At 70.9% G+C, this 12678-nt stretch carries 13 protein-coding genes; 7 read left to right on the forward strand and 6 right to left on the reverse strand.

Translation table 11 applies throughout. The annotated features are described in order from the left end of the window. Positions 1–38: 38 nt before the first annotated feature. From ABR571_RS01875 to ABR571_RS01895, 5 genes are all read left to right on the forward strand, one after another. Positions 39–575: a SigE family RNA polymerase sigma factor gene (locus tag ABR571_RS01875; RefSeq protein ID WP_409451485.1), complete on the forward strand. Its 537-nt coding sequence runs from the start codon at positions 39–41 to the stop codon at positions 573–575. Next, positions 572–1462: a hypothetical protein gene (locus tag ABR571_RS01880; protein WP_409451486.1), complete on the forward strand. Its 891-nt coding sequence runs from the start codon at positions 572–574 to the stop codon at positions 1460–1462. Before ABR571_RS01875 ends, ABR571_RS01880 begins: the two co-directional genes overlap by 4 nt. A 206-nt stretch (positions 1463–1668) precedes the next feature. Beyond that, positions 1669–3912: a HelD family protein gene (locus ABR571_RS01885; protein WP_409451487.1), complete on the forward strand. Its 2244-nt coding sequence runs from the start codon at positions 1669–1671 to the stop codon at positions 3910–3912. A 36-nt stretch (positions 3913–3948) separates the two neighbouring features. After that, positions 3949–4158, forward strand: coding sequence for a hypothetical protein (locus ABR571_RS01890; RefSeq protein WP_409451488.1), 210 nt, complete (start codon positions 3949–3951; stop codon positions 4156–4158). Positions 4159–4160: 2 nt separating this feature from the next. Further along, positions 4161–4514: a hypothetical protein gene (locus ABR571_RS01895; RefSeq protein ID WP_409451489.1), complete on the forward strand. Its 354-nt coding sequence runs from the start codon at positions 4161–4163 to the stop codon at positions 4512–4514. On the opposite strand, the gene ABR571_RS01900 is transcribed toward ABR571_RS01895, so the two are convergent. The 3 genes from ABR571_RS01900 to ABR571_RS01910 all read right to left on the reverse strand — a co-directional run bounded on the left by ABR571_RS01900 (position 4501) and on the right by ABR571_RS01910 (position 6925). Continuing rightward, the gene (locus ABR571_RS01900; protein WP_409451490.1) at positions 4501–4860 is read right to left on the reverse strand and encodes a YciI family protein; all 360 of its coding nucleotides are present in this window, start codon (positions 4858–4860) and stop codon (positions 4501–4503) included. The genes ABR571_RS01895 and ABR571_RS01900 overlap by 14 nt on opposite strands. Before the next feature lie 133 nt (positions 4861–4993). Continuing rightward, on the reverse strand, positions 4994–6472 hold the full coding sequence (locus tag ABR571_RS01905) for a DEAD/DEAH box helicase (RefSeq protein ID WP_409451491.1): 1479 nt from the start codon (positions 6470–6472) through the stop codon (positions 4994–4996). 183 nt (positions 6473–6655) lie between these two features. Next, complete coding sequence (locus tag ABR571_RS01910) at positions 6656–6925, reverse strand: hypothetical protein (protein WP_409451492.1); 270 nt, start codon at positions 6923–6925, stop codon at positions 6656–6658. A gap of 72 nt (positions 6926–6997) precedes the next feature. Here ABR571_RS01910 and ABR571_RS01915 point away from each other — a divergent pair, with 72 nt between their 5' ends. Beyond that, positions 6998–7675: a VOC family protein gene (locus ABR571_RS01915; RefSeq protein ID WP_409451493.1), complete on the forward strand. Its 678-nt coding sequence runs from the start codon at positions 6998–7000 to the stop codon at positions 7673–7675. Positions 7676–7682: 7 nt separating this feature from the next. Here the strand turns inward: ABR571_RS01915 and ABR571_RS01920 are convergent, their stop codons facing one another. The 3 genes from ABR571_RS01920 to ABR571_RS01930 are packed head-to-tail and all read right to left on the reverse strand — an operon-like array spanning position 7683 to position 11140. Further along, on the reverse strand, positions 7683–8846 hold the full coding sequence (locus tag ABR571_RS01920) for a HoxN/HupN/NixA family nickel/cobalt transporter (protein ID WP_409451494.1): 1164 nt from the start codon (positions 8844–8846) through the stop codon (positions 7683–7685). Between the two features lie 58 nt (positions 8847–8904). Beyond that, on the reverse strand, positions 8905–10407 hold the full coding sequence (locus ABR571_RS01925; RefSeq protein WP_409451495.1) for a cellulase family glycosylhydrolase: 1503 nt from the start codon (positions 10405–10407) through the stop codon (positions 8905–8907). A gap of 49 nt (positions 10408–10456) precedes the next feature. Further along, positions 10457–11140, reverse strand: coding sequence for a lysophospholipid acyltransferase family protein (locus ABR571_RS01930; RefSeq protein ID WP_409451496.1), 684 nt, complete (start codon positions 11138–11140; stop codon positions 10457–10459). A 111-nt stretch (positions 11141–11251) separates the two neighbouring features. Between ABR571_RS01930 and ABR571_RS01935 the strand changes: the two genes are divergently transcribed. Continuing rightward, a partial coding sequence (locus ABR571_RS01935; protein ID WP_409451497.1) for a GTP-binding protein occupies positions 11252–12678 on the forward strand: 1427 nt, incomplete at its 3' end.

A 12678-nucleotide genomic window follows, 5' to 3' on the forward strand; every position in this document is an offset into this window, starting at 1 on the left:
CTGCAACACTCTGCGCGACTTGCGTGTCTAGTAAGTCCGTGGAGACGCAGAGGGCGGTGCTGCCGGTGTCCTCGTTCGAGGTCTTCGTCCGCGAGCACTCCACGAACCTGCTCCGGACCAGCTTCCTGCTGACCGGCGACCGCGGCCGCGCCGAGGACCTGCTGCAGGACGTACTGACCCGGCTCTACCCGAACTGGTATCGCGTCGACACCGCGCAGGCGCCGGTGGCCTACGTGCGGCGCTGCCTGCTGAACGAGTACCTCAACTCGCGGCGCCGGCGCACCGTGACACTCGTCGACTTCGACCTGCGCGACCACGCCGGGTCAGGTCCCGATCTCGTGGACGGCGTGGCCGACCGGGACGAGACCACCCGGTTGTTGACGCGGCTGAACGACCGGCAGCGGGCCGCCGTCGTCCTGCGGTACTTCCACTCCCTCAGCGACAGCGAGATAGCCACCATGCTCGGCTGCCGCGAGGCCACCGTCCGCAGCCTGTTGCACAGGGCCCTGCAGTCGATGCGGGCCGCTTGTGGCGCGCTGCCCAGCGAAACCATCGATCGAAGGAATCAGTTATGAGCGACCCGAACGGCTTCGAAGACGCGCTTCGCGAAGGCCTGCGGGATTCGGCGGCGCACGTGAGCGCTGACGAAGACCTGCAGCGTCGCCTCGTCGCCGGTGCCGCCGCCCCATCCGGTCTCGAGCGGCAGGTGGGGGGCGCCTACTTTCGTTCGGGGTGGGCGCTTCCGGTGGCCGCTGCGGTGATCACGGCTCTGTCCGTCGGCTCGGTGATCCTGGTTGCGCATGACGCCCACTCCTCAGGCGTCGTGTCGGGTGACGGCACGTTCACGCCGCCACCTTCGACCGCGGCTCCGGAACCGACCCCGGTCAGCACCGCATCAACGACCGCGCCGACCACGGCGGCGCCACCCACCCGATCGAGCAGCTCGGCTCCCAGCACCCCCGAGTCGCCCACCCCGACGCCCACGTCCGCGGCGAGCACGTCGGCCCATCCGTCCTTGAGCTCGCCAGACCCGACGCCGACCCCACCACCGGTGCCCGCGGCGTGTACCGCTGCGGCGCACGGCGCGTCCAACCCCACTTCGCTGGCCGACTTCAAGGCCCGGATGACGCGTACCTGGCTCGTCTGCTCCAACCCGTCGGTCTTCGGCACCACCGATGCGGGGCTCCAGATCACCGCCGACGGCCACTGGGCGAAGCTCGTACGGAACTCGGCGGGCCACCTCGTCGAAGCAGCCGGCCTGCGCGACAGCGGTACGTGGGAGGCGCTCGACGACAGCGCCATGAACGGCCATCCGGCCTTCCAGATCAACCTGATGACCGGCAATTCGACCTACATCCTGATGGCTGATTTCGCCGCCGCCGTCGAGCGCGTCCAGCTCGACAACAACGGCGTCTACGTGACCGACTACGTCCCGACCTCGGAGGCGGTGGTCGGGAGCTGACCCCGAGCGCCGGGAGTTGTCCGCGCTGCACCGGGCTGTGACGCGGTGGCGCGCGGACAACTCGATCAGAGGGCTGACCACCGGCTTGCTAGCGTGGAGGCGCGCTTGATCGCACCGTCGCCCGCTTCCGGCTGGCTGGTCCCGGCTCACCGAGGAGCGAAATCATCGAGCACGAGGCGGCGTCGGATCCGTCGTCGGCGCAGACCGTGCGCGGCGAGATCGCCATCGAACAGGCTCACGTCACCCGGCTCTACGCCGAACGGGACGCGCTCCTCGAACAGGCCAGGCAGCACCTCGAGCGCACCGCCCGCAGCGGGACGGTGGGCACGCCCGGCGCCCGGACCGAGCGGGATGCGTTCATGCGGCTCTACGGCGAACGCGTGCGCACGCTCGAGAACGTCGAACAGCGTCTCTGCTTCGGTCGCCTGGACCTGACCGATGGGCGACGCCGCTACATCGGCCGGATCGGGATCTCCGACGAGGCGCGTCAGGAACTGCTCGTGGACTGGCGGGCGCCAGCGGCGGAACCCTTCTACCAGGCGACGGCGGCGCGGCCGGGCGGCGTCCTGCGCCGGCGGCAGATCGCGACGGAGCAGCGGCGGGTGACCGGCGTCCAGGACGAGGTGCTCGACCTGGTGGGCTTCGAGGCCGCCGGTGTCGACGGCGGCCATGTCGTCATCGGCGAGGGGGCACTCTTCGCGAGCCTCGACGCCGTCCGCAGCACGCGGATGCGCGACATCGTCGCCACGATCCAGGCCGATCAGGACGCGGTGATCCGCGCGCCCCTGCCCGGCGTCCTTGTCGTCCAGGGCGGCCCCGGCACCGGCAAGACGGCCGTGGCGCTGCACCGCACCGCCTTCCTGCTCTACGCCAACCGCGAGCGGATCGCCCGGTCAGGGGTCCTGCTGGTGGGACCCAACCGGGTTTTCCTCCGGTACATCGACCAGGTCCTGCCGGCGCTGGGCGAGGCCGACGCCGTCGTCACCGCGACCCCGGGCGAGCTGTACCCCGGCGTCGTGGCCACGGCCACCGAAGCGGACGCCGTGGTCGCGCTCAAGGGCGACCTGCGCATGGTGGACGTGCTGGCCGAGGCGGTCAAGCGCCGGCAGCGCACGATCCAGTCCGGCCGTCCGCTCGACGTCGACGGCACGATGATCCGGCTGCAGCCGCGCTACGTCCGCGATGCGCGTGAGCACGCCCGCCGAACCCGGGCGCCGCACAACGTCGCCCGCCGGACCTTCGTCACCGACGTACTGCGTGACCTGCTGCGCGCGCTCGCGTCGGCGCGGGGCATCGAGCTGGAAGAGGAGACCCGCGCGCGCCTGATGGCCGACCTCTACGAGTCGATCGACGTGCGGCGCGAGGTGAATCTGTGCTGGCCGCCCATCTCGCCGGAGCGGCTGCTGCGCGATCTGTACGCCGACCCCGACCGACTCGGCGAGGCCGCCCGGCGACTCAGCCGGGAGGAGCGCGCGCTGCTGCGCCGCGACCGCTCGGCTCCGTGGTCGACCGCCGACGTCCCGCTGCTCGACGAAGCCGCCGAGCTGCTCGGCGACGACGACTCGGGCCGGCCCGGCGCCCGGGCGCAGGACGAGGCGCAACGCCGGGCCGAGGTGGAGTACGCCCGCGACGTCCAGCAGACCTTCGGCGGCGCCGATTTCCAAACGGCCGAGGAGCTCGCCGGTCGCTACGTTGGGGGCGACTCCTTCGGCAGCGTGGCCGAGCGCGCCGAGGGCGACCGCAGCTGGGCCTACGGGCACATCGTCGTCGACGAAGCCCAGGAACTTTCGCCGATGGCGTGGCGCCTGCTCATGCGTCGCTGCCCGGCCCGCTCGTTCACCGTCGTCGGCGACGTCGCGCAGACCGGCTCGGCGGCCGGCGCCCCCAGTTGGGGTGACGTGCTGGGTCCGCACGTCGGCGACCGCTGGACGCAGGCCGAGCTGACCGTCAACTACCGCACGCCGCAACAGGTGATGGACCTTGCCGCCGCGGTGCTCGCCGCCGGCGGATCGAGCGTGCGGGCGCCGGTATCGGCCCGGGTCGGCCGCCACCAGCCCGAGTTCTCGCGGCTCGACGGCGCGGCGCTGGGCTCGGCCGAGCTGGCGGCGATCGTCGAACGTGAGTGGCGGACGGTCGGCGAGGGCACGGTCGCGGTCATCACACCCCGCGAGCGGCACGACGTCACCGCAGAAGCCGTGACGCGGGCCCTGCCCGACGGCGCCGTCACGGCCGATTCCGACGCGCTCGGCGCCCCCGTCTCCGTCCTCACCGTGGCCGGGGCGAAGGGACTGGAGTTCGATGCGGTCGTGCTCGTCGAGCCCGGCGCCATCGTGAGCGAATCCGCCCGGGGGCTGAACGATCTGTACGTCGCCATGACCCGGCCGACGCAGCGGTTGCACATCGTCCACGCCGGAGAACTGCCCGCCGGGCTGGCGCCCGAGCGTCGCTGACGGTAGGCGAGCCGCCCAGGCGGGGAAGGTTCCGTCATGGGTGACAGGAGAGCAGAGCCGGACGTCCAAGGCGATCGCGAGCGGGTCGACGCGCGCGACACAGGCGGCGTCCCCGACGAGAGCAAGCCGGATCAGGGCAGCACGACGGGCACCACGCCCGACGACGAGTACGTCGGCCGGGTCGCCGGACAGGACGTCGGCTACGCGGAGGAGACCGGCGCCGAGCGGCGCAGCGAGGCCCAATAGCCGTGTCGTCCTACGCGGTCAACCCTGAGGCGGTCGCGAACGCATGTCGGCTCATCGATGCCCGGCAGTACGTCCTGACCGGCGATTGGGGCGCGTCTCAGCCCGGCGCCGAGGAAGAGAACACCTACCTCGCGTCGCACTCGTGGGCGGAGTACGCGGCCTGGCACCTGGGCCTGACCGAAGGCGCCAACGACGAGACGAAGGCGCGGTACGCGTTCGTGTACGGGGACTTTCGTCGCGTGCACCGCACCGCGCTGATCGCCTGCGTCTATCGTGCGTCGGAGTGGCGGCACAAGGCGGTCGAACTGGCGGCCCACGACCTGTTGCAGCGCCTCGACGCCGTCAGTGCTCCTTGATCGGCCGGATCTCGACTCCACTGGTCGGCGCGGACGCCTCAGGGATCTGGCCGGCGAGGCTGATCGCCTCGTCCATGTCCTCGGCCTCCAGCAGGTAGTAGCCGCCGAGCACCTCTTTCGTCTCGAGGAACGGACCGTCGGTGCGGGCAGGGCGACCGGACGAACCGGCCCGCAGGGTCACCGCGCGGTCGACCGTCTCGAGCTCGTTGCCGCCGAGGACGGCAGCTCCGGCGGCGGCATTGAACGCCGCGTGCCCGGCCTCGTTCTCCTTCTGCCACTGCTCCGGCGCCTCGGCCCACGTCTGGGCGTCGCCATAGATGAGAACCAGGTACTTCGCCATTCGCATGTCCGATCCGTGAAGGGGCGCGGTCGGCCCCACCATCGCTACGACGATCTCGCAGCCGTCACATCGACGGACGGGTCAGGGTCCTTCCGCAGGCGACGCCGACCAGTCGGCGCCGCCCTCGGAAACCGACCGATCAGGACGCGCGGCGGCCGCGACTGGCGGAAGGGTGGCCGCCGCGCGACGTGCCGCCGGCGCGTGACCCGTTCCCGCCGCGGTTGCGCTGCCCACCGGGCCGACGGGCCGACTGTTGCGAGCGCGGGGTGGTGGACCGGGTCTCCGGCGCGACCTCGATGGCCTCGCCGGACTCGGCGATGGCACGGACGGCTGCGTCGCCGGCGCGAACACGCGCGGTCGCCGGAGTCACCGACGCAGCGCTGTGCATGCGAGCCACGTCGCGCGACTGACCGGGCTCGACGAACGAGACGACCGTGCCGGACGCGCCGGCCCGGGCGGTGCGCCCGGAGCGGTGCAGGTAGTCCTTGTGGTCGGCCGGCGGGTCGAAGTGCACGACGAGATCGAGATCGTCGACATGCAGTCCGCGAGCGGCCACGTCGGTCGCGACCAGCACGCGCGAGCGGCCCGAGGTGAACGCGTCGAGCGCGCGGGCCCGCTGGTTCTGGTTGAGGTTGCCGTGGATCGCGGCGCTCTCGACGCCGAGGCGGCCGAGCTGCTTGGCGAGGCGGTCGGCACCGTGCTTGGTGCGGACGAAGAACAACGTGCGGCCCGGACGGGCGCCGATCTCGGCGGCCACGGGCACCTTCTGCTCGTGGTCCAGCACGAAGACGCGGTGGTCCATCGCTCCGGTCGGCGTGCCGGTCGAGCCGGCGGCGTGGACGGCCGGATCGGTCAGGTAGCGGGTGACCAAGCGGCCGACGCCCCGATCGAGCGTGGCCGAGAAGAGCATGCACTGGCGGTGCTGGGGAGTGGCGTCCAGGATCCGCGTGACGGCGGGCAGGAAGCCGAGGTCGGCCATGTGGTCGGCCTCGTCCAGGACGGCGATCTCGATGGCGTCGAGCCGGACGGCCCGGCGCTCCATGAGGTCCAGGAGGCGGCCCGGAGTGGCGACGAGGACGTCGACACCGCGGCGCAGCTCGTCGATCTGCCGGTTGATGGACATGCCGCCGACGACGGTGGTGACGTGCATGCGCAACGCGCCTGCGGCCGGCGTGAGGGCGTCAGCCACCTGCTGGGCGAGCTCGCGCGTCGGAACGAGGACGAGGCCGCGCGGGGCGGTCGTCCGTCCGCGCTGAGCCTGCAGGCGGGTGAGCATCGGCAGGCCGAAGCCCAGCGTTTTGCCCGATCCGGTCTCGGCGCGGCCGAGCACGTCGCGCCCGGCGAGAGCGTCGGGCAGCGTGCGGGCCTGGATGGGAGTCGGCCGCTCGATACCGGCCTTGGCCAGGACATCGATCACCGGCTGGGGCAGGCCGAACTCGGCGAAGGTGGTGGGGCTGGGAGCGGGACGCTGCTGCGCGGCGGCGAGCGCATGGTCGAGCTGGCGCAGCTCGCTGTTGTCGGGGGTATGGCGGGGGGTGGTCGGCCGCGAGCTCGGGCCGGACGGGCGGTGCCGGCGATTCGGCGCAGCTGTGGGTCGTGCAGGGCGAAGCGAAGTCACGTGGATCCTCAAACTTGGCAGGCCGCGTCACTTCGGAAAACTCGTGAAACCCGGTGTTCCGGAACGGAAACCGATCAGTGCGGCCACGCGGGACGGCTCGCCCGCGAGAGAAACGGCGAATGCGCCGCGCACCAAGCATAACGGGTGCAGGCGGGGCGCATTCCCGCCGCGTCCGCCTCGCGGCTATTCGGCGGCGACGGGCGGCGAGGCGGATTCGCTGTCGGCCGGCTTCTCGCCCGGCGGGGGCAGCAGCGCATACAGCGTCTCGACGCCGCGGTTGATCACGTAGGACGGTGTGGCGAGACCCTTCTCCACCAGCTGCCGTCCGATGGACGCGACCATGGGCGCCGTGGCGCCGAACCGGCGGGCCAGGTCGTTGAAGGTGACCGGCCGGTCGTCGCCGGCGCGGGCTCGAAGGATCGAGAGAATTCCGCTTTCCAGGTCGGTGGGCATACCGGTGACGGTAGTCCTCTGCGCGCCGATTTGTCGGATCTGCTTGTCGTAGGCGGGTGTGACACTGCGCGGATGACCTCCCCGCTCAGCCGCCCTGACGCCTCGGCCGCCGTCGCGCGGACCCCGTGGCGGCTCCTCCTCGGCAGCCTCGTCGCGTCGGTGCCGGTCGACGGTCTCAGCCAGGCGCTGGCCGTCGCCGCGGCGGCGGTCGACGCCTGTGCAGGCGACGCCGACGACCACCTCACGGTCGACCTGCGCGCCGACCGCGTCGAGCTCGCGCTGCAACCACGGGGCGTGCGCGGCGTCAGCGCCCGGGACGCCGAGCTGGCCGGGCTGATCACCGCGGCAGTGTCCGACGGACTCGGTCTGCGGTTCGCCGCGCCGGCCGGCACCCCACGTCCCGTCCAGCTGCTCGAGATCGCCATCGACGCAATGGACATCGACGCCGTCCGGCAGTTCTGGAAAGCGGTGACGGGCTACGTCGACGAACCCGGCGGCGGCAACGGGCTCGTCGATCCGGCCCGGCAGCTGCCGACCCTCTGGTTCCAGCAGATGGACGAGCCGCGCACCCAGCGCAACCGCATCCACTTCGATCTCGACGTCGCGCACGACGAGGCGCCGGCCCGCATCCAGGCCGCACTCGATGCCGGCGGCGTCCTGGTCAGCGATGCCGAGGCCCGGGCGTTCTGGATCCTCGCCGACGTCGAGGGCAACGAGATCTGCATCTGCACGTGGCAGGACCGCGACTGAACAGGCCTCAGTCGCTCGCGGCGAGGCTCGGCGCGAGTTCGGCCGACCAGCGCTCCTCGATGCGGCCGAAGCGCCACACCAGTAGCGCGCCCGCCCAGCTGAGCAGGAACAGCCCGGCGACGCCGTAGCCGGCGTAGTCGAGCGGGATGTTCGCGATCGACGCGATCGGACCCGTGGTGATGTTGGCCTGGTCGGCGAGCACGCCGACGAGCTCGATCGTCCCGATGACCAGCGCAACCGCGACCGACAGGGCGGTGATCGTGAGGTTGTAGAACACCTTGCGGACGGGTCGGGCGAAGGCCCAGCCGTAGGCAGCGTTCATGAACACGCCGTCGACGGTGTCCATGAGCGACATGCCGGCGGCGAAGAGGACGGGCAGGAGGAGGATCGCGTAGAACGGCAGGTTGAACACCGCCGCGCCGCCGGCCAGGACCAGTAGGCCGACCTCGGTGGCCGTGTCGAAGCCGAGCCCGAACAACACGCCGACCGGGTAGATGTGCCAGGCCTTGCGCACCGACTTGGTCAGCCCGCCGAGAAGGCGATTCATGAAACCGCGCTTGTTCAGATGGTCTTCCAGCTGCTGCTCGTCGAACTCGCCGCGGCGCATCTCGCGGAACACCCTCACGATGCCGAGCAGGACCATGAGGTTGAGGACGCCGAGCATCCAAAGGAACACGCCGGACACCGATGCGCCGATGACGGCGGTGGTCGAGTGCAGTCCCGAGTCCGCGTTCGTCACCTGACCGGTCAGCGCCTTCACGCCCAGCGACAGCAGCAGGGCGAGACCGAAGACGACCGTCGAGTGGCCGAGGGAGAACCAGAAGCCGACCGACAGCGGCTTGCGGACAGAGTCCGCCGGCACGCCGGCGAGTTCCTTCTCGGCGTTGTCGGCGAGCAGCTTGCGGGTCGTGTTGTCGACCGCCGCGATGTGGTCGGCATCGAAGGCGTGCCGCAGCCCGAAGGTGTAGGCCAGGACCCCGACGCCGACGGAGAAGACGGGGTGCTCCCCGCCGAGGTGGTAGTGGGCGGGGATCACCAGGCCGAAGAGCGCGCCGAAGCCGATGAGGTGCAGCGCGACGACGACGGTGGCCATGCCGAACAGCGAACGGCGGTCCTGACGGTTGAGGCTGCGGCGGAAGTGGCGCATCGACGAATCGACGGGTCGGGCCATGCCGCCGACTCTATTGCAAGTCGTTGGCAATAGCGACGGCGGGCCGGTGGGCCTCCGGTCAGGCTGCCGTGACCACCACCTGCACGGCGCGGGCACCCGGCAGCGAGGCGATCCGCAACGTCGGGTCGTTCGGGGCGGAGACGACGGACGCCCCGCTCACCGTGACGCGATAGCCGCCCGGGAACTGGATCGCCGGCACCGCGATCTCGGTGATCGCGCCGGCCGGGAACGCGCCGGAACCGTCGACCCTTGCCGTCGAGTAGCTCAACCGGAAGACGCCGGCCGAGAACGACCACGGGTCCGGTGTCCCGGCCACCAGCTGCGGATACGGCTCGGCCAGGGTGCGCAACTTGTCGGTGACCACATTGCCACCGACGGGAGGCAGGCTCGGATCGAGGACGAGTGCTTGTCCGTCGGGCGACGAGCTGGTCTTGTCGTGGCCGGTGTAGGCCCATTCCAGCCACCCGGTGCGGTACTTGTCGGCGATCTGCATGACGCTCGCGATGTTGGCCAGGTCGTCGGTCGCCCCGAACTCGGTCAACAGGGCCGGCATGCCGTGTGACCGGGCGAACGTGTCGGCGCTGCCCACGGTCAGATCGTCCTGCGGAGGGCAAAGGGCGTTGTTGGCCGTCAGTTCCTCGGTGCTGCAGTAGTCGTGGAAGGACAGCCCGCGTCGGGCGCCGGCCGGTGATTGGAGCCCGGTGACGTCCGCCTGGGTGAAGAAGACGTTCGGCTCGATGTAGACGGTGTGACCGGGGTCGACGGCGCGGATCGCCGCGTCGACCCGGTTGTAGAACGCGCTCAGCGGGCCGGCGTCGAACAGGGGGCAGCCGACCAGTGGCACCAGGCACGTCTGGAACAGCGTGCCGGGGAACGGCTCGTTGATGACGTCGTAACCCGCGACGGCGCGGTCGCCGGCGAATCGCGCGGCGACGTGCGCCCAGGCGCGGGCGTAGTGGTCCTGCAAGCCGACGCCGTCGGCGGCGCTGGCGTTGCCCCAGAACTGGTCCCACGTATGCCATTCGGACGGGTTGGCCAGGTAGTTGCCCGGGAAGCCCAGGGCCGGGTTGGGCAGCAGTTGGCCCAGCAGGTCGTCGGCGACCGCCCAGGCCGGAGCCCCCTCGCCCTGGTACTTCTCGTTGTAGAGGTCCTGGTGGAAGTCCAGCTGCGAGACGATGCCGTGCGCTGCGAGCGTGTGCACGGTCGTGGCTATCGAGTCGAGATAGGCGTCGTCGTAGTGTCCGGGCAGGGGTTCGACCGCGGCCCAGATGACACCCAGGCGCACCGCGTCGAGCCCGTTCGCCGCGAGGAAGGTGGCGTCGTCGTCGCCGAAGCCGTCGCTCGACGGCGTGTACGGCGCGACCTTGTAGACCTGGTTGACGCCGTGCAGGACGGCGACGCGCCCGGTGGCGTCGGTGAACCAGCGACCGGCCTGGCCGAGGCCGAGCGCAGCGAGCCCGGTGGCCGCGGGCGAGGGGGCGCCCGATGCCGGCGACGTCAGCGCCGGCTGGCTCAGGAGCGCCAGTGCGGCAGCGATCAGCACGATCCGGACCGGGCGCATGGCAGCTCCTTGGAAGGCGTCCGGGCGAGCATAGAAGTGAAACGTGTTCTTACGCAGCTCCGGAGGAGTCGGCGTCTGCCTGCGCGCGCAGTTTGGCCGCCGTCCGCTTCCGGCCGGGGATCTCCCGCGGCGCACATTCGCGTAGTTCGGCGAGCAGGCGTTCGGAGAACTCGGCCGCGCCCTCGCCCGGTTGGACTTCGCCGCCGGCCGGGCGGAAGAACTCGACGGTGATGGAGGGCCGCTTGGGCAGCCGGACGACGTCGACCGAGCCATTCGTGCGGACGCAGACGACAGTCGCCTCCGGGACGGCCTCAGCCAGCCGGCCGATGCCGGCCCGGGCCCGGCGCTCACATCCGAGCGAACGAGTGCCTTCCGGAAAGATCCCGATGCAGGCGCCGTTGCGCAGCTCGTCGATCGCCGTCGAGATCGCCTCCTCGTTGGAGCCGCCTCGGTCGACGGGAATCTGACCGGTCCCGCGCATGATCGACCCCACGAAGGGCTTGTCGAACAGCGTCGACTTGGCCAGCGCATGGATCTGCCGAACTCGGCCCGCCGCCACCGCAATGGCGACCGGGTCCCAGTAGCTGTCGTGATCGGCCGCGAGCAGCACCGGTCCGGTGGGCGGCAGGCAATCCAGCCCGGTGACCGTGAGACGCGACCAGCGCATGATCGGGCGCCAGACGGCCAGCACGAACCGGTAGGCGGGGGTCATCGGCGGTCGGCGGGTTGCCATGCCGACATCATCGCGCAGCGGCGGCCAAACCGGCTGTGGTCGGCTGGTCGCTTCTGGCTCCGTAGACTGGGGAGTTCCGTCCCGATACGAAATGAGGGTTGCCGCGTGGCGATCAAGCAGCGCAGCGATCTGCGCAACGTGGCGATCGTCGCCCACGTCGACCATGGCAAGACGACCCTTGTCGACGCGATGTTGTGGCAGTCCGGCGCCTTCACCGCGCACCAGGCCGACACCGGTGACGTCAACGAACGGGTGATGGACTCCAACGACCTGGAGCGCGAGAAGGGCATCACGATCCTGGCCAAGAACACGGCCGTCGACCACGTGATGCCCAACGGCGAGCGCCTCACGATCAACATCATCGACACCCCGGGCCACGCCGACTTCGGCGGCGAGGTCGAGCGCGGGCTCTCGATGGTCGACGGCGTACTGCTGCTCGTCGACGCCTCGGAAGGTCCGCTGCCGCAGACCCGCTTCGTACTGCGCAAGGCGCTCGAGGCCGGCATGCCGGTCGTCCTCGTCATCAACAAGGTCGACCGCCCGGACGCACGCATCGCCGAGGTCGTCGACGAGACCTACGAGCTGTTCCTCGACCTCGACGCCGACGAGCACCAGATCGAGTTCCCCATCGTGTACGCGTCAGCGAAGGCCGGCCGCGCGTCGCTGAAACGGCCCGGGGACGGCGGTATGCCGGAGGAGGAGAACCTCCAGCCGCTGTTCGAGACGATCCTCGAGTCGATCCCGGCGCCCACCTACGACGACGAGGCACCGTTGCAGGCCCACGTCACGAACCTCGACGCGTCGCCCTACCTCGGCCGGCTGGCGCTGTGCCGGGTGCACAACGGGACGATCCGCAAGGGGCAGCAGGCGGCGTGGTGCCGGGCCAACGGCGCCATCGAACGGGTGAAGATCACCGAACTGCTGCTGACCCGGGCGCTCGACCGCTTCCCGGCCGAGTCGGCCGGTCCGGGCGACATCATCGCAATCGCCGGCATCCCCGAGATCACGATCGGCGAGACCCTGGCCGATCCGGACGACCCGCGCCCGCTGCCCGTCATCACTATCGACGAGCCGTCGATCTCGATGACCATCGGCATCAACACGTCGCCGCTGGCCGGAGGCTCCGGCACCAAGCTCACCGCCCGGCAGGTGATCAACCGGCTGGAGGTCGAGCTGGTCGGCAACGTGTCCATCCGGGTGCTGCCGACCGAGCGACCCGACACCTGGGAGGTGCAGGGCCGCGGCGAGCTGCAGCTCGCCATCCTCGTCGAGATCATGCGGCGGGAGGGCTTCGAGATCACTGTCGGCAAGCCGCAGGTGGTCACACGCACCGTGGACGGCAAGCTGCACGAGCCGATGGAGCGGATGACCATCGACATCCCGTCCGAGTACCAGGGCGTGGTGATCCAGCTGCTGGCGCTGCGCAAGGGCCGGCTCGAGCAGATGGTCGATCACGGCACCGGCTGGATCCGGATGGAGTACCTCGTCCCGGCGCGCGGGCTGATCGGTTTCCGTACCGAGTTCCTGACCGAGACGCG

The sequence above is a fragment of the Jatrophihabitans sp. genome (assembly GCF_046262535.1).
Lineage (GTDB): Bacteria > Actinomycetota > Actinomycetes > Mycobacteriales > Jatrophihabitantaceae > Jatrophihabitans.